Raw genomic sequence first — 16,566 nt, 5'->3', positions numbered from 1 at the left:
ACGCGCCCCATCCTGCCAAGAGAGCGGGCGAGCAACCTCACTGACCTGGCGCCGTCCCCGCCCGGGGCCCCCGCGTAGGCTTTGAGCGCTGTCGACACCGTGTTCAGACACTCGCGCAGAGGGGGGCGTCCGTTGACCACCGCGACCTCTCTCGAGCCGCTGGTGGTGCGCACGGTCGAGCTCAAGACCTCCGACCCGCGGGCGACCGCGGCGCTGGTGGATCTCGTCCCGCCCGGCCGCCCGCTGGCCTGGGTGCACAACGGCGAGGGCCTGATCGGCTGGGGCGAGGCGACCCGCCTGGTGGTCTCGGGCCCCGACCGCTTCACCAAGGCCGTCGAGTGGTGGCGCACCCTGCACCTGGACGCCGTCGTCTCCGACGCGGTGCAACTGCCGGGCACCGGCCCGGTCGCCTTCGGCAGCTTCACCTTCGCCGACGGGCCGACCTCGTCGGTGCTCGTCGTTCCGCAGGTCGTGCTCGGCCGCCGCGACGGCCGCACCTGGCTGACGGTCATCGGGTCCGGTGAGCCGGAGCCGGACCGGCCCGTGCCGGCCGCGGCGGGTCCCCAGAACGTGGAGTTCACCGACGGCGCGCTGGCCGCGGACGAGTGGCGCCGCGCCGTCGCGACCGCGGTCGAGCGCATTCGCGCGGGGCAGCTGTCCAAGGTCGTCCTGGCCCGCGACCTGATCGCGCGCGCCGACGCCCCGGTCGACGTCCGCCACCTGGTGCGCCGGCTGAACCAGCGCTTCCCCGCCTGCTTCACCTTCTCCGTCGACGGCCTGGTCGGCGCGACCCCCGAACTGCTGGTGCGACGCGAGGGCGACCGCGTCATCTCCCGCGTCCTGGCCGGCACCGCGTGGGACGCCGACGCCAAGGCCCGGCTGCTCGCCTCCGCGAAGGACCAGGAGGAGCACGAGTACGCGGTGCGCTCGGCCTTCGACGCGATCGCCCCGTACTGCACCGAACTGCGCGTACCGCAGCAGCCGAGCGTGATGGAACTCGCGAACGTCTCCCACCTGGCCAGCGAGGTGACCGGGACGCTGCGCACCCGCGCCAGCCTCAACGGCACCCCGACCGACGCCCTCAGCCTGGCCGGCCTGCTGCACCCCACGGCGGCGGTGTGCGGGACCCCGACCGGGCGGGCCGGTCGCGCGATCGCCCAGCTCGAGGGCATGGACCGTGGCCGCTACGCCGGGCCGGTGGGCTGGCTGGACGCCCGCGGCGACGGCGAGTGGGGCATCGCGCTGCGGTGCGCCGAGGTCGACGGCGCGCGACTGCGGCTCTTCGCCGGGTGCGGCATCGTCGCCGGCTCCGACCCCGAGTCCGAGTTCGCCGAGGCCCAGGCCAAGTTCGTCGCCGTCCGCGAGGTGCTGGAGGGGTGAAGCCCGTCGCACCTCCGCCGCGTCGGCGCCCTCGCGCGCACACCGGGGACCAGGCGATCGAGAAGGCGATCTTCGCCGCCACCGAGAAGCTGCTCGCGACGACGCCGCTGCACGAGATCTCGGTCGCGCAGATCATCGCGGAGGCCGAGCTCTCGCGGGCGAGCTTCTACCACTACTTCTCGTCGAAGCACGACGTCGTCACGGCGCTGATGACGACGATCTTCGAGGACATGTTCGCCGAGACCCACACCGAGCTCGAGGCGGAGTGGACCGACCCGGCCGCCGCGCTGCGCGCCAGTCTGCGCCCGGCGATGGAGCTGTGGTTCGAGCACCGCGCGGTGATTCAGGCCGTGCTGGAGAACCAGCACGCGGTGCCCGATCTGGCGAAGGTCTGGTCCGCCGTCTCCGAACCCTTCCGCGCCGTCCTCGCCATGCAGGTCACCCAGCAGCGGGCGGCCGGCCGGGCTCCGGACGGCCTGCCCGCCGAGGTGCTGGCGGCCATGATGGTCTCCGCGGCCGAGCGCATCTTCTACGTCGGCTCGACCGGGACCGACCCCAAGCTCCGCACCGCGGCGCAACGCCTCGACGCCACCGTCGCGATCTGCATGGCCGCGATCTACGGCGACCCGCGGGGGCCGGTGGTCGCGTCGTGACCAAGGAAGCCTCGAACGCCCCGGTCGGCGCGAGCGCCGGCGCGTTCCGGCAGGAGATCCTCGACGTCCTCGCCCAGCTGCTGCAGTCCTCGACGCTCGACGACCTGCGCATCGCCGAGATCCTCAAGGCGGCCAAGGTCTCGCGCGGGACGTTCTACTTCTACTACGCGAGCAAGGAGGACGCCTTCGCCGCGCTGCTGGACCAGGTCTACGCGCGCGGGGTGCCCATGTTCGAGGCGTTGTTCACCGACGAGGCGACGCGGCGACCGCCGGCACTGCGCGAGGGCATCGCGGCGTGGCTGAACTTCACGCCGGCGGACGCGGCCGTGTTCCGGACCGCCATCGAGGAATGGCCGCGGCACGCCGCCATCCGTGAGGTTCATCTCGGTGCGCAGCGCCGGCTCGCCGCCGCCGTCACCACGCTGATCGAGGACACCCACCGGGACTCGGCGGCCTCCCTGGGCGTGCCCGCCGCCACGCTGGGCAGCGCGCTGGTCTGGACGCTGGAACGCGCCTGGTACGAGGCCGGGGCCGACGCCGAGAACCCCCATCTGCTGCCGGAGGTCAACGCCGCCCTGGGGGCGACCATCGAGAGTGCGATCTACGGGGCTGGCTAGGCTGCCCAGGTGACTTCGCCTGCTGCGGGTGGCCCGCTCCGTGTTGCTGTGGTCGGTGCCGGACCGGCCGGAATCTACGTCGCCGACTCCCTGACCAAGAAGGAACCGGGGACCGAGGTCGACGTCTACGACCGCCTCCCGGCGCCGTTCGGTCTGCTCCGTTACGGGGTCGCCCCGGACCATCTCAAGATGAAGAACCTCGCCGGCACGCTGCAGAAGGTCATCGAGAACCCGACGGTCCGATTCTTCGGCAACGTCGAGCTCGGACGCGACCTCACCACCACCGAGCTGCTCGCCGACTACCACGCGGTCGTCTACACCGTCGGCGCCTCGACGGACCGTCCGATGGGCATCCCCGGCGAGCACCTGCCCGGCAGCATCGCCGCCACCGACTTCGTCGCCTGGTACTGCGGGCACCCCGACGCCGAGACCCAGCCGGTTCAGCTCGACTCCCAGCACGCCGCCGTGATCGGCCTGGGGAACGTCGCCCTCGACGTCGCGCGGATCCTCATCCGCAACCCCGAGGAGCTCTCCCCCACCGACGTGCCCGACACCGTCCTCGACGCGCTGCGCGCCTCGCAGATCCGCGACGTGCACATCGTCGGCCGCCGCGGTCCCGAGCACGTGAAGTTCACGCTCAAGGAACTCCGCGAGATGGGCGAGCTCGACGGCGTCGACGTGATCGTCGACCCCGCGCACTTCGCGGACATCCCCGACGAGCTCGAGAAGAACCTGCAGAAGATGGTCGACGAGATGCGCTCGTGGTCGACCCGCGAGCGCACCGGCGCCGAGCGTCGTCTGCACCTGCACTTCTACGCGCCACCGCAGGAGGTGCTCGGCACCGACCGCGTCGAGGGCCTGCGCATCAAGGCCGGCGACGGCAGTGAGGACCTCCCCGTCGGGCTGGTCTTCCGCTCGATCGGCTACCTCGGCGTCCCCGTGCCGGGCGTCCCGTTCGACGAGGCGAACAAGGTCGTCCCGACCGCGGACCACCGCGTCGTCGGCGGCCAGGTCGAGATCGGCGAGTACGCCGCCGGCTGGGTCAAGCGCGGCGCCACCGGCGTCATCGGCACCAACCGCTCCGACGCCGACCACACCGTCGAGGTGATCCTCGGCGACCGCGACCAGCTGCTGGCGCGCGAGGTCAGCCCCGGCACCGCACTGGAGCTCGTCCGTTCCCGCGTCGCCAAGCTCGTCGAGCTGGAGAACTGGAACTCCCTCGACGCCGCCGAGAAGGCTCTCGGCGAGAAGCGCGGTAACGCCGCCCGGGTCAAGGTCCACACCTGGGCCGGGATGCTCGAAGCCGCGGGCCACACCCTCGACTGACGTGCGCACCGACCTGCACTAGAGATGACATCTCCAGTGCACACCGACCTGCACTGGAGATGTCATCTCCAGTGCAGGGGCCGGAACGCCGACACGGGGACCCCCCGTGAGGGTCCCCGTGCCGGTGCGGGCGCCGGAGGCGGGTGCGCCCAGGTTCTGCGGGGGCGTCAGCCCAGCAGGCCGCCGAGCAGGCCGTCGCGGTCGTCGTCATCGTCGTCGTGCTTCCACCCGTCGCGGTCGTTCCAGCGACGGTCCTCGAGGTCCTCGTCGCCGAGGTCGAGGTTGAGGATCTCGATGCCCTCGGTGACGGTGATCAGCTGGATGCCGCCGAGCTCCAGGACCGAGGCGCCGTCGTCCGAGTCGGAGTCGTCGTTGTGCCAGCGGAAGTCGCGGTCACGGTCGTCACGGTCATCGCGGTCCCGGTCCCAGCGGTCCCGGTCCCAGCGGTCGTCGTCCTGCCACCGCTTCAGCTCCTCGGTCCACCGGGACTCGTTCTCGTCCCAGTCGTGCCCGTCCCGGTCACCGACGCGGTCACCCGTGCCGCCGAGGATCGCGCCGAGGACGCCGCCGTTGTCGGCGGGTCGGGCAGCGGGGGCCGCGGCCGCGGTCCCGAGGACGAGGGCGGCCGAGGAGCCGAGGACGAGCGCAGCGCGGGTGAACTTCCGCATGGGGGCCTCCGGACAGGCGAGAAATGCAGGTGCCCATCGTTCCGCCGGTCCACCCAACCCCGGCTCATCCGAACGTGAGGAAATGCCCAGGAAAGTCCGATTTGTCCCTCAAGTCCCGATATTCACTCCAGCACCGTGACGGTGCCGGCGTCCCCGTCGACGCGGACGCGTTGGCCGTCGGCGATGCGGCGGCTGCCGTCCTCGGTCCCACACACGCAGGGCAGGCCGAGCTCCCGGGCGACGATCGGACCGTGGCTGAGCATGCCGCCCTGGTCGGTGACGACGGCCGCGGCGACCAGAAACAGCGAGATCCAGCCCGGGTCGGTGTTCTCGCAGACGAGGATGTCGCCGTCGTCGAACTCCGCGGTCGCGGGGTCGCGGACCACGCGGGCCCGCCCCTCCGCGACGCCGCTGCTGGCCGCGAGACCCTTCACGACCGCGCCGACCGCGGACCCCTCGGTCGAGGGCTCCTCGACCTTGGTCAGCACCGGGACGCCCTGCCAGGCCTGCGGGAGCCGCAGGTGCTCGCGCTCCTCGTGCAGCGCGCGCCGGGTCGCGACCAGGTCGGTGACCGAGAGCCCGCCGGGCAGGTCGCGCAGTCCGTCGACGAGTTCGCCGTGGGTGAGGTGGAAGACGTCCTCGGGGTCGGCGAGGACTCCCCGCTCGGTCAGCAGCGCACCCAGACGACGGCAGGCCGCCTTGGTGACGTCGAAGGTCAGCAGGTAGCCCGCCTTGCCCTGCTCGCGCAGCGCGAGGAAACGGGCCGTCAGTTTCACCAGCAGCCGGACCTGTGCGCCGACGATCCGCGACGTGCTGCCGAGCTCCGCCGCCGCCTCGGCCCGCAGCCGCGCCTGCGCGGCGCTGCGGTTGCGCGGCGCCCGCGGGTCGTCGGCGGCGATGTTGCGGTAGTCGGCGAGACGCTTCAGCACCGGCGACGGGTCCTCACGCCACGAGACGCCGGAGATCTGCCCCTCGTTGGGACCGTGATACCCGTGCCGGTCGAGGAACTCCGCGAGCGAGAGCCGCTCGTGCGCCAACTCCCACAGGTCGTTCGCGACCTCGTTCTCGTCCGACCCGACGCCGGAGAGCAGCCGCGCCTCCAGCCCGGGCAGCCCGGCCTTGGTCGTCAGTTCGGTCAGGCGGTCGGCGAGGCCGGAGCTGACGAACGCGACGATGAGGTGCTCGAGCATGAAGCGCCCGAAGCGGTGCTTGGCGTCGCCGATCAGCTCCAGACAGCCCGCTTCGTCGAGGTTGGGCACGCGCGCCAGCGACGCCAGCCGCCAGGCCCGCAGGTCGGCGAACATCGCGTCGTGCCGCTTCGGCAGCGTGGTCACGGCGCGCGGCGCCTTCGCGAGGATCGCCGGGTACCGGCGCAGGCTGTTGTCGTCGACGGTCTCCGGACGGACGTAACCGAACAGCTGCTGCTCGATCGCCGTCGCCGACGTCCCGGGCAGCAGGCCGGCGACCCGGCGGAACTGGTCGATGTTCGCGGCGGCCCGCCCGGCGAACGCGTTCCAGAACTGGTCCTCCAGTCGCGGCGAGACGCTGAGCTCGTCCGCGGTGAAGACCCCGAGCGTGTGGAACATCCGCCGCATCGCGATCTCCATCGGCTCGTGCACGAAGGAGAACGTGAAGGCGGTGAAGACACCCGGGAACGCGTCGGCGACGTTGCCCGTCGTCCAGCAGACGTCGGGCTTGCAGTCAGCGTTGTCGAGGGTGTCGACGCGACCTTCCGAGCCTCCGACGAATCGGGAGGCGGACCAGCGTGATGATGCGTCAGGCACTGTCGCTCCGTCAGACGAAGAGGTAGAGACCCATCAGAACTCCGAAGATCAGGACGCAGTAAGCCTCGAAGACCAGCCGCAGCGCGATGGGCGCGTGACGCAGCTCCATGAAGTGCAGGCCCACCAGGCGCACCTTGATCGCACCGATGCCGATCACGACGGCGGCGGCCAGTTCCTTGTTCTCGATCAGGTGCTCCCCGCCGAGGGCGAAGGAGGCGATCGTGAACACCACCAGCGCCGCCCACACCACGAACGAGGCACGCACGGCCGGGCTCCTGAGCGCGGACCCGGTCATCGATTCCACAGTCATCGGAGTTTCCGCAGTCGGGGAGGTCATCAGCGCACCAGGTAGAGAGTCGCGAACAACATGATCCAGAGCAGGTCGACCAGGTGCCAGAAGCTCGCGACACCCTCCAACGCAGCCATCCGGTGTGTACCGCTGGCCGTGGGACGCGAGAGCCGCATCGCGACCAGCAGACCACCCATGCCCAGCACCACGTGGCCGAGGTGGATGCCGGTGAACATGAAGTAGTACGTGTAGAAGTCGTTCACCGAGGCGGTGTGGTCGTCGGAGATCAGCGAGGTGTACTCGATCGCCTTCACCCCGGCGAACAGCAACCCGCACGCGATCGCCGCCAGGAAGCACAACGGCGCCCGGTGGTGTCGCACCCGCGCCAGATGCATGCCGAGCACCACGAACAACGAACTGGTCAGCAGCACGATCGTGTTCGCGACACCCCACTCCAGGTGCAGCGTCTCGGCCGAGCTGGTGAACATCTCGGTCTCGCGGCCGCGCAGCACCAGGATCGTGCCGAAGAAGATCCCGAAGACCACCATGTCCCCGAGCAGGAACACCCACAGACCCGGCTCACCGGGGACGTGCCCCTTGCTGGCCGGGCGTTCCGGCGGGGCTTCCACCTCCGCAGTCATGCGGGTACTTCCTTTCCGACGGGGGCTTCGACGACGACCTGGGCGGCCTCACGGTTGACCGCGCGCAACGTGGACCAGAACAGGACGAGGATCCAGGAGAAGAACAACACGGCCGCGAGCCAGAAGGCCAGCACACCGTTCCAGGCAAAGATCCCGGTCTTGAAGTACGTGAGCGCGGCTCCGGGCAGGAAACCGATCGCCACCCACACGTTCAGGTAGGCGACCCAGCGCGGGAAGACCGGCTCGCCGTCGCCGGAGTGCTCACCGCGGTCGGAGAAGATCGCGATCGCGATGACGACCGCCTGACACGTCACCGTGCCCAGGTTCCACACGAACAGGAACCAGCCGAGGTCGTTGAGCATCTGCGTGACGTCGGGGTTCTGACCCGGCCGGAACGCGGCGACGGCGAAGACGATCGGCGGCAGCGTGAACACCCAGACCGCGATGCCGCCGGCGACCAGCTGCGCGAGCGCCAGCCCGTCGAAACGGCCCCGCATGCGGCGCATCTGCAGCGTCAGCACCGCGAAGAACGGAATCATCAGCGCGCCGCCGAGCATCATCAGCAGCGTGCCGGTGCGGATCCGTTCGGTGTTCGACGCGAAGAAGTCGGAGATCTCGTCGGCGCTGTCGTTCGGCGACGGCGGCGGGACGAACCCCGCGAGCAGGATGCCGGTGCCGTAGACGGCGCAGAACGCGAGGGCGCAGTACGCCATCCCCCGCTGGGTCGTGGTCGAGAGTGAGTTCATGGGGGCCGCAGGTCCGTGGTCTCGGCGTCGGTGTCACCCGCCGAGCGCACGCGGGTTGCTTGTACATCGTGACTGGACAGAGTGTCTATCCTCTCGGACGGCGCACCGTCGGTCAACCCCGGACCGACGACTTACCGCTCGGGAGCGACCGTCAGCCGGCCCTTCACGAGCTTCCCGGTCGGGGTCCGGGGCAGCGAGTCGACGAAGGTGACCGTACGGGGTGCCTTGTAGTGGGCGATCCGGGACCGGACGAACTCGCGTAGCTCGGTGGCGAGCTGCTCGGACGGTTCGACACCGGCGGGCACCTCGACGAACGCGGCGACCGACTCCCCCATCTCGGGGTCCGGCACCCCGATCACCGCGACGTCGGCGACCTTCGGGTGCAGCGCGAGGGCGTTCTCGACCTCCTGGGGATAGATGTTCACCCCGCCCGAGATGATCAGGAACGCCTTGCGGTCGGTCAGGTAGAGGTAGCCGTCGTCGTCGACGTAGCCGAGGTCGCCGACCGTCCCCCAGTTCGGGTGCTCGGGGTGCTGCGCGGACCGCGTCCGCTCGTCGTCCTTGTGGTAGCGGAACGGCAGGTACTCGCGCTCGAAGTAGACGGTGCCGACCTCACCGGCCGGCAGCTCGTGCCCGTGCTCGTCGCAGATGTGCAGGACGCCGAGCACCGGCTTCCCGACCGAGCCGGGCCGTGCGAGCGCCTGCTCGCTGTCGATGATCGTGACCCCGAGCGACTCGGTGGAGCCGTAGTACTCCCAGACGATCGGGCCCCACTCGGCGATGATCGCCTCCTTGACCTCGACCGGGCACGGTGCGGCCGCGTGGACGGCGACGCGCAGACTCGAGACGTCGTACCGGGCGCGGACCTCGGGGTCGAGCTTGAGGATGCGGATCAGCATGGTCGGGACGAACTGAGCGTGCGTCACCCGGTAGCGCTCGATGGACCGCAGCGTGGCCTCGGCGTCGAAGCGCTCCATCATCACGACCGTCCCGCCGTGGGCGTGGACGGAGTGGCACCACTTCACCGGCGCCGAGTGGTAGATCGGCGCCGGCGACAGGTACACGGTGTCGGCGTCGACGCCGTAGACGTCGTGGTTGAGCTGCACCAGCGGGTCGCCGGGCTCGTGGACCTCGGTCCGCGGCAACGGCGGGCGGACGCCCTTCGGCCGGCCGGTCGTACCCGAGCTGTAGAGCATCATCATCCCGCGCGGCTGCTCGGGCAGCGGGTCGGTCGAGGCGGCGGCGAGCACCTTCGCGTAGTCGTCGTAACCCGCGACGGGACCACCGAACGCCAGTGCCACCGCAACGTCCGCGGCGGGACGCACGGCCTCGGCGAGCTCGGCCTTGCCGGCCGAGACCACCAGGGCCTTCACGTCCGCGTCGCGCAGGATGTACTCCACCTCCCCCGCCGCGAGGTGGTGGTTGATCGCGGTGAAGTACAGCCCGGAGCGCAGCGCGGCCCAGTAGACCTCGAAGGCCTCCAGGCGGTTGTCGGTCACGATCCCGACGACGTCGCCGCGCCGCAGCCCGGCGTCGCGGAGGACGTGCGCGAGGCGGAGCGACGCCTCGTCGAGCTGACGGTAGGTCAGCGTCTGGCCGGTACCCGCCAGGACAGCGGCCGGCTTGTCGGGCGTGGACGCAGCATGAACCCCGGGAAACACCCGGCGAGGTTACCCAGCCGCAGTTGCGCGGCGACGCACCACCATGACGCCGGCCGCGGCCGCTCCCAGCGCCAGCAGCCCGAAGCCCGCGAGCTCGGGCAGCCCGGTGGACCCCCCGGCCGAGCCGACAACGCCCTGTATGGGGACCCAGGCGTAGTTCCCGCCGAGCGCGGTGGCGGACGTGTCGACCTGCAGCGGGAGCTGCATCCCGCGGGTCCGGGACGGCGTGGCCGCCGCGGCCGGGACCGCCGCCGGGCGAGCGCTGCTCGGCCGCGCCGCGGCCGGGGTGCCGCGGACACTGTCGACCCCGGCGCCCAGCGACGACGCGGTCGGTCGCGCGACCCGGTCCACGACGCCGAGCTGGTCACGGACCGCACTGGTCTGGGTCTGCGTGCGGGCGTGGACGCGGGTGGCGTCGAGGCGGAGGACCGGACGGCCGGCCGGGTCGTTCAGCGACACCAGGCGCTCGGGCGCGATCGGGACCAGCCAGGCCGGGACCGCGAACTCCGCGATCACCGCGACCGGGGTCGACCCGACCTGCATGCCGACCTGGCGGTGGGCGACGGTGGGCGCCTCGCCGTCGGTCGTGGACGCGTCCGCGAGGGCGGGGTTCGCGCCCAGAACGACAACGGCGGCCGCGGTCGCGACCGCGCCGCCGGCGCTCCGAGCGTTCCACCGCACCTTCACAGCTCTCTATCAGATCACTTCCGGCTCGGATCCGGTAGTGACAAAGCGGGTAAACCTGACCCTTCGAACGATCGGACAAACCGATGCGTAACCCTCGCCAGCACGCGCGGGCGATGTTTGAATCCGAAGTCCGCGCCCGTTTCGCCCGTTTCGCCCCCGGACGGCGGTGACCGATGCAGGACCCTGAGCGCCGCCTCCTCGGCCGGCGACAGTTCCTGGTGCAGTTCGGCGTGCTCGGCGCGAGCCTGCTGGTCGCGCCGGCGACCGCCCGGGCGGAAACCCTGGCCGCGCCGCGGGCGGTGCCGCGGGCGGTGCCGCGGGCGGTGCCGCGGGTCGGGGCCCCCGCACCCCCGGCCGACCCCGGTACGGCGCTGCACGTGCTCTCCCAGGACACGTACCGGGGCCTGGCGGCCTGGGTGGTCCCGGGGACGGACCCGTACTCGGTCGCCCAGGGCGAGACCAGCCCGACGCCCGGCGGCGTGGAGGCGGGCGCCGGCGAGTTCCTCCTCTACGGCCTCGACCGCTACGTCCCCGCCTCCGACGAGATGCTGCGCCCGGTGGCGCAGGCCCTGGCGACCGGCGTCAGCAACAGCGCCCCTGCTCCCCTGCCGGCCGTGCCCCTCGACGCGTTCACCGCCGTCGACGACGAACTGCAGGCCCTCTTCGCCAGCGACCGGACGGTGCCGATCACCCTCGTCGTCGCGATGCTGCTCAACGGTCTGGCCGTCCAGGTCGATCCCGCGTCCATCGCCGGGCCGTTCCCGGCGTCCCCGTACGCGAATCTCTCCCACGCGGGCAAGACCGAGGCCTTCCGGCGGCTGGAGGAGGACAGCCCCGCGATCGCCGAGCGCATCGACGGCGACCTCGCCGAGCCGATGCGCAGCGCGTTCTCCGGCGTCCTCGGCCTCCTGGGGGCGTCGCTGCCGAACTTCGCCGCGTTCGCGGTCTACAGCGAGTTCGCCGTCTTCGACCGCGCCACCCGCACCGCCCGCGAACGGCCGCTCGGCTGGACGCTGTCGAACTTCGCGCCGGGGCGGAAGACCCCGCCGAACGGGCACGCCGAGTTCAAGGGCTACCACCGGGGGCTGCGGTGATGTCGGCATGAGGGACGTGATCGTCGTCGGCGCCGGAGCCGGCGGGCCGGTGGTGGCGACCGAGCTCGCGGCACAGGGGCTCGATGTGCTCCTGCTCGAAGGCGGTCCGCGGCACGCGAAGCCGGAGTCGGAGTGGACCGACTACGAGAACGACGCGAACAACCTGATCGACGGCTACTTCCGCGTCGGGCCGAGCGACCGGTACGGCTCCCCGCCGTGGTTCCGCGAGCTGCCGCAGCCCTCGTTCCTGTGGCAGGTCGCGGGCGTCGGCGGGACGACGCTGCACTACTACGCGAACTCGCTGCGGGCGATGCCCGGGGTGTTCGCCGGGTACTCCGGGGCCGACCGTGCGGCCTACGACACCGAGCACCCGTTCCCCTTCTCCTACCGGCACTTCCTGCCCTACTACGAGTGGGTCGAGGAGACGCTGCCCGTGGCGCCGGCGGCGATGGGCACCAAGGAGGAGGTCATCTTCCGCGGCGCGCAGAAGCTCGGCCTGCCGCTGAACCGGGGCCGCAACATCTCGCGGAACTCCTACCGTCCGCAGCCCAACGCGATCCTCCAACCGGAGGGCACCGCGGGCCGCACCAACGACGACCGCAAGTTGCTCTATCCCCAGGCGAAGGGCTGCACGATGTGCGGCTACTGCTTCCAGGGCTGCATCCAGCCGCGGCGCGCGCCGCGCAACCTCAAGGCGAAGCGGTCGACGGACAACTCCTACATCCCGATGGCGATCACCGCTGACGCCTGGTCACCCGGCGGCCGGGCGGTCGATCTGCGCGCCGACTCCTACGTCACGCAGGTCCACTCCGAGCAGCGCGGGTCCGAGACCGTGGCCACCGGCGTGACGTGGCGCGACGGGCGGACGGGCGAGCACCACCGTGAGGACGCGAAGGTCGTCGTCCTCGCGGGCGGGTGCGTCGAGACGCCGCGGCTGTGGCTGAACTCGGGCCTGCCGAACCCGAACGACTGGGTGGGACGCGGCTTCACCGACCACGCCTTCGACTGGCTCGTCGGCGTCTGCGACTTCTACACCGGCTCGTCGAAGGGCACGGGGTCCTCGGCGCGCGTCGACTTCCCCGGCCACGGCTGCCTCGAGCACGTCGGGCTGCCGCCGGCGCTGCAGGCCTTCGCGACGACGTTCAGCGACTCGGGCGTGCGCGGCGCGTACACGAACGGCCGCGGCATCACCGGCCCGTGGGACGGCCCGTCCGGGCGTCCGATCGGCAACGAGCTCAAGGAGATCCTCTCCAACGTCGACCAGCTGCTGAACTTCGTCACGCTCGTCGACGACGACGTCGAACCCGGCAACCGGACGTCGCTGTCGGCGATGGTCGCGGACGAGCACGGGGCCGCGCCGAAGGTCAGCTTCGCCAAGCGCGCCCGGAGCCGGCGGACGTTGGCGAACCGCGAGTTCATGGCGCACCGCGCCGCCGAGGTCCTGCGGGCCGCCGGGGCGAAGAAGGTGATCCGGCTCGACTGGCCGCCGCTGATCCTGCACGTGCAGTCCTCGATGCGCATGGGCCACGACCCCGCTGATTCCGTCCTCGACCCGACCGGCGAGGCGCGGTTCGTGCAGCGGCTGTTCGTCGCGGACAACTCGGCCCTGCCGAACGCGATCGGCGGACCGAACCCGACGCTGACCACGCAGGCGCTGGCCACGCGCACGGCCGAGCAGATCTTCGTGAAGTACTTCGGCGGTGACCGCTACGTGCGGACCGGGAGCCCGACGGTCTCGACCGACCGCCGCATCACGCGGCGACTCGTCGAGCTCGGCCTCGACTGACCGCGACCAGCCCGCCGGCCCCGAGCACCACCGCTCCGCAGACCAGCACGGGGACCCAGGGGACGCCGCCGCTGTCGCCGCCGCCGCCGAGCGCGGCCAGGTCGGCGTTGGCCGGGATCCAGGTGAGGGTGCCGGTGAGGGGCGCCGCAGCGCCGTCCACGGTCAGCGGGACCTCCCAGCGGCCGAGCTCGGCCGGGCGACCGGCGCGCTCGACGACCTCGGGCGGACGGTCCGCGGAGTACTGCAGCCGCGGCTCCAGCCACCGGACGCGACCGGGTTCGCCGACGCGGACCCACCCGGTCCGCCGGCCCACCGCGTCGAGCAAATCGGGGTTCTCGCCCAGGTTCGCGCTGCCGGCGTTCACGAAGGCGCCGTTCGGCCGTAGGCGCAGGAACGGCTTGCCGTCCCGGCCCGTGATCTCCACGCGGCGGTCCGCGGGCGCGACGAGCAGGATCGCCGGGACCGACCCGGGGGCGACCGTGACGCTGAGGCCGTCGGACCGCGGGTCCGGCTGCGCGAGGAACGAGCCCGTCACCGTCCGCCGCTCCAGGACGCCCTCGACGCGGACGTGCCGCTCGCCGTACCGCAGGCCGACCTGCCAGGTCGTCAGTTCCGTGCCGTCGCCGGCCGGCTCACGGCCGGGCTCGAACGGATGCATGCGGGGCTCGAACCAACCCCAGCTGCCCTCGCGGCTCAGGCGCACCCACGCCGCCGGCGCGCCCGGCTTCGCCGACGCCGGCAGACGGGGCGTCACGCCGGGTGGGTTCAGCGTGCGGTGGAAGTAGGTGCTGTTCACGTTGCCGTGCGTCCCGGCGCTGGAGATGCGCAGGAACGGCAGGCCCGCGGGGTCGAGGACGAGCAGCGGGGTGGCCGTCGGGTTGGCGACGATCAACTGCTCGCTGACCGTCGTCCGGGCCTGGACGACGACCTCCGCCGGCAGGGCCGGGGCGATCTCGCGGACGGTCGGGACCAGCGTCGGGTCCCCGCCGTGGGCGTGCGCGGGGGCCGCGCCGAGCGCGGGGGCGACCGCGAGCACCACCGCGGCCGCCGCCGCGAGGGCGCGGGATCGGACCGCCGTCACCGGGCCCGTCGGGTCAGGGTCAGCGATCGACGGCGACCGGGCCGCCGCCCGGACTCCGTCCGCACCGCCGGGCCCGGGAGCACCGCGAGGTCGGCGACGTCCTTGAGCGGACCCTGGCTCGGCCCGGGGCTGCCGAGGTCACCGGCGGCCGGCACCTCGGGGACGCCGGCCAGCAGCTCGCCGCGGACCAGGCCGGCCGCGCGCGTCTGCAGTTCCTTGACCTGAGCCTTCGTCAGCTTGGCGTCGACGAAGACCTGCCGGGACACCGACGGGATCTCGCCCTTCGCCGACTTCGTGTGGACGAACAGCATGTAGGGGCCGGCCGGCAGGTAGTTGCTGTTCGGCACCTCGACGGTCACCGAGTTCTTCGACCGGCTGACGATCTTCAGCTCGACGTTGCGCTGGTCGCCGTCCATCAGGTGTGTGACCGTGGGGTTGCGCGTGAGCCGCACGCTGGAGATCTCGCTCGGCCGGTCGACGTTCACCGTCATCGTCCGGTTCGTCGACCAGTTCGGGTTGACCTTGGTGATGACCGGCCGCTTGCCCCAGTACAGGTACGGCGGGCTGAAGATCTGGAACGTCGGGTCCGCGTAGTTGCGGGACATGCCGAGGTTCTGCTCCGCCGCGTCGGTCGGGCGCCCGTAGAGGAAGCCGGCGGGCGCGTGGCCACCGACGAGGACGCGGCCGTCGGGCAGCAGCATCGCGGTCGGGTGGTAGGTCCGGCCGTGCGACTGCGCGGCGGTGACCGTCCACTGCCCGGTCGCCGGGTCCCACAGCTCGGTCGTGCGGTTCGCGATGTCGATGCCCGGCGCCGCGAGGTGGTCGCGGTCGGCGCCGTTGACGACCCACACGTGCCCGGTCGGCAGCAGGACGCCGTCGTTGTACCAGCGGGGGCTGTGCAGGTTGCCGCTCGCGTAGGACTTGAAGCTGTTGCCCGGGCCGACCTCGGTCATCGTCGTGTACGGGACGCCGAAGTAGCCGCCCGGCCACGCGAACGGGACGCCGCCGACCGAGAGGAACTTCGCCGTGGTGTCACCGGGCTTGAGCGTCAGCATCATCGAGAAGCCGGAGCCGCGGAACCCGAGCGGCAGGCCGCCGAAGTCGTTGATCCCCAGGTCGGTCCAGGAGTTCGTCCTCGGGTCGAACACCGACGTGAGGCTCCAGGTCGCCTCGTCCCAGGCGTAGCCCATCGGGTTGACGACCTGGCCCTGGGAGTTGAAGAACGTCCGGCCGTCCGGCAGCAGGTGCATGCGCGGGTACAGCGGCAGGGACTTGTTCGCCGAGTCCGGCAGCACCGTCCACGTGCCGGTCTTCGGGTCGAAGCGCTCGACGTGGCGCTCGTTCGCCGCCGAGTCCGCGGGGCGGTCGGGGTAGTACGGCTTCATCATCTTCGCGACGCCGCTGAACGTCAGGATCGAGCCGTCGGGCTGGGTCACCATCGTCGGGTACCAGCGCGCGTACTTCATCTTCCCGACCTCGCTCCACCGATCGGTGCGCGGGTCGAACAGGCGGGTGTTCCGCAGGCCCTGCAGTTCGACGACGCCGTACTTCGTCCCCGAGATGCCCGGCTCCTCGTAGTACGCCGTGCCGCCGTTGGTGAGCAGGCGGCCGTCGGCGAGGAAGTTCAGGTCCGCGCAGAACAGGTCGCCGTCGTTGTCGGTCTTGTCGTTGTTGTGCGGCACCAGTGGCAGGTACTCGTTGTCGGGGTTGCCGTTGGCGTTGATCAGGGCGTCGTACGGGGCGGTCGGCTTCCACGTCGGGGCGCCGCTGCGCATGTCGAGCACGCGGGCGCCGCTGTTGATCGCGGTGTGGCCGAACTCGGCGACGACCGAGAGCTCCGGCTCGTCCATGCCCTCCAGGCCGCTCCAGTAGATCTGGCGGCCGTCGGCGAGCTGGGAGACCGCGTTGGCGGTGGGTTTGCAGCGCGGGCGCGGGTCGTTCGCCGAGACGCAGTCCGTGCCGTACTTGCCGGCCGGCTCCTCGAACAGGGCGGAGAACAGGCCCGTGTCGGCCGCGGTCAGGGCCGGGGCCGCCGTGCCGAGGCTCGGCGTCAGCGGGACGACGAGGACCGCGGCTCCCGCGGCCAGGATCGGCTTACGCATGGAAACCACCTCGCGCGGCGCACGCGGTCGCGGGGGCACGACCTGGCCTGC

The 16,566-nt window shown here is 71.8% G+C and carries 15 protein-coding genes; 6 read left to right on the top strand and 9 right to left on the bottom strand.

The window, feature by feature from the left end; translation table 11 throughout:
• Positions 1-132 precede the first annotated feature (132 nt).
• The 4 genes from ABD401_RS19245 to ABD401_RS19230 are packed head-to-tail and all read left to right on the top strand — an operon-like array spanning position 133 to position 3,976.
• Positions 133-1,380: an isochorismate synthase gene (locus ABD401_RS19245; protein WP_344607729.1), complete on the top strand. Its 1,248-nt coding sequence runs from the start codon at positions 133-135 to the stop codon at positions 1,378-1,380.
• Positions 1,377-2,033 carry a TetR/AcrR family transcriptional regulator gene (locus ABD401_RS19240; protein WP_344607727.1) on the top strand — a complete coding sequence of 219 codons (657 nt, stop codon included), beginning with the start codon at positions 1,377-1,379 and terminating at the stop codon, positions 2,031-2,033. The genes ABD401_RS19245 and ABD401_RS19240 overlap by 4 nt, the downstream gene beginning before the upstream one ends.
• Positions 2,030-2,650, top strand: coding sequence for a TetR/AcrR family transcriptional regulator (locus ABD401_RS19235; RefSeq protein WP_344607725.1), 621 nt, complete (start codon positions 2,030-2,032; stop codon positions 2,648-2,650). The genes ABD401_RS19240 and ABD401_RS19235 overlap by 4 nt, the downstream gene beginning before the upstream one ends.
• A 9-nt stretch (positions 2,651-2,659) precedes the next feature.
• Complete coding sequence (locus ABD401_RS19230; RefSeq protein ID WP_344607723.1) at positions 2,660-3,976, top strand: FAD-dependent oxidoreductase; 1,317 nt, start codon at positions 2,660-2,662, stop codon at positions 3,974-3,976.
• Between the two features lie 167 nt (positions 3,977-4,143).
• On the opposite strand, the gene ABD401_RS19225 is transcribed toward ABD401_RS19230, so the two are convergent.
• The 7 genes from ABD401_RS19225 to ABD401_RS19195 all read right to left on the bottom strand — a co-directional run bounded on the left by ABD401_RS19225 (position 4,144) and on the right by ABD401_RS19195 (position 10,446).
• On the bottom strand, positions 4,144-4,644 hold the full coding sequence (locus ABD401_RS19225; protein WP_344607721.1) for a hypothetical protein: 501 nt from the start codon (positions 4,642-4,644) through the stop codon (positions 4,144-4,146).
• 122 nt (positions 4,645-4,766) lie between these two features.
• Entirely contained in the window at positions 4,767-6,428 is a 1,662-nt protein-coding gene (locus ABD401_RS19220) for a PEP-utilizing enzyme (protein WP_344607719.1), read from the bottom strand.
• Between the two features lie 10 nt (positions 6,429-6,438).
• A complete protein-coding gene (locus ABD401_RS19215) occupies positions 6,439-6,693 on the bottom strand; it encodes a cytochrome C oxidase subunit IV family protein (protein WP_344607717.1) in 255 nt (84 codons plus the stop codon).
• A 71-nt stretch (positions 6,694-6,764) separates the two neighbouring features.
• Positions 6,765-7,358 (bottom strand): cytochrome c oxidase subunit 3, encoded by a 594-nt coding sequence (locus ABD401_RS19210; RefSeq protein ID WP_344607715.1) that lies wholly within the window; start codon positions 7,356-7,358, stop codon positions 6,765-6,767.
• Complete coding sequence (locus ABD401_RS19205) at positions 7,355-8,104, bottom strand: hypothetical protein (RefSeq protein WP_344607713.1); 750 nt, start codon at positions 8,102-8,104, stop codon at positions 7,355-7,357. The genes ABD401_RS19210 and ABD401_RS19205 overlap by 4 nt, the downstream gene beginning before the upstream one ends.
• Before the next feature lie 131 nt (positions 8,105-8,235).
• Positions 8,236-9,765, bottom strand: a complete 1,530-nt coding sequence (locus tag ABD401_RS19200; protein WP_344607711.1) for an acyl-CoA synthetase — start codon at positions 9,763-9,765, stop codon at positions 8,236-8,238.
• A 9-nt stretch (positions 9,766-9,774) separates the two neighbouring features.
• Complete coding sequence (locus ABD401_RS19195) at positions 9,775-10,446, bottom strand: hypothetical protein (RefSeq protein ID WP_344607709.1); 672 nt, start codon at positions 10,444-10,446, stop codon at positions 9,775-9,777.
• A gap of 179 nt (positions 10,447-10,625) precedes the next feature.
• On the opposite strand from ABD401_RS19195, the gene ABD401_RS19190 reads away from it, so the two are divergent.
• Positions 10,626-11,546, top strand: a complete 921-nt coding sequence (locus ABD401_RS19190) for a hypothetical protein (protein ID WP_344607707.1) — start codon at positions 10,626-10,628, stop codon at positions 11,544-11,546.
• Between the two features lie 7 nt (positions 11,547-11,553).
• A complete protein-coding gene (locus ABD401_RS19185) occupies positions 11,554-13,332 on the top strand; it encodes a GMC family oxidoreductase N-terminal domain-containing protein (RefSeq protein ID WP_344607705.1) in 1,779 nt (592 codons plus the stop codon).
• On the opposite strand, the gene ABD401_RS19180 is transcribed toward ABD401_RS19185, so the two are convergent.
• The gene (locus ABD401_RS19180) at positions 13,298-14,413 is read right to left on the bottom strand and encodes a hypothetical protein (RefSeq protein WP_344607703.1); all 1,116 of its coding nucleotides are present in this window, start codon (positions 14,411-14,413) and stop codon (positions 13,298-13,300) included. The two genes, ABD401_RS19185 and ABD401_RS19180, sit on opposite strands and share 35 nt — an antisense overlap.
• Positions 14,410-16,515, bottom strand: coding sequence for a galactose oxidase early set domain-containing protein (locus tag ABD401_RS19175; protein ID WP_344607702.1), 2,106 nt, complete (start codon positions 16,513-16,515; stop codon positions 14,410-14,412). Before ABD401_RS19175 ends, ABD401_RS19180 begins: the two co-directional genes overlap by 4 nt.
• Positions 16,516-16,566: the final 51 nt, after the last annotated feature.

Origin of the sequence: Sporichthya brevicatena (genome assembly GCF_039525035.1) — a bacterium.
Taxonomy (GTDB): domain Bacteria; phylum Actinomycetota; class Actinomycetes; order Sporichthyales; family Sporichthyaceae; genus Sporichthya; species Sporichthya brevicatena.
Note: the sequence above shows the minus strand (reverse complement) of the source record. Positions and strands in the feature narration are given on the sequence as shown.

Excerpts from the sequence above, each read along its gene's own strand:
- ABD401_RS19175 (WP_344607702.1), bottom strand. The coding sequence starts at position 16,515 with ATGCGTAAGCCGATCCTGGCCGCGGGAGCCGCGGTCCTCGTCGTCCCG.
- ABD401_RS19210 (WP_344607715.1), bottom strand. The coding sequence starts at position 7,358 with ATGACTGCGGAGGTGGAAGCCCCGCCGGAACGCCCGGCCAGCAAGGGG.
- ABD401_RS19205 (WP_344607713.1), bottom strand. The coding sequence starts at position 8,104 with ATGAACTCACTCTCGACCACGACCCAGCGGGGGATGGCGTACTGCGCC.
- ABD401_RS19190 (WP_344607707.1), top strand. The coding sequence starts at position 10,626 with ATGCAGGACCCTGAGCGCCGCCTCCTCGGCCGGCGACAGTTCCTGGTG.
- ABD401_RS19225 (WP_344607721.1), bottom strand. The coding sequence starts at position 4,644 with ATGCGGAAGTTCACCCGCGCTGCGCTCGTCCTCGGCTCCTCGGCCGCC.
- ABD401_RS19185 (WP_344607705.1), top strand. The coding sequence starts at position 11,554 with ATGAGGGACGTGATCGTCGTCGGCGCCGGAGCCGGCGGGCCGGTGGTG.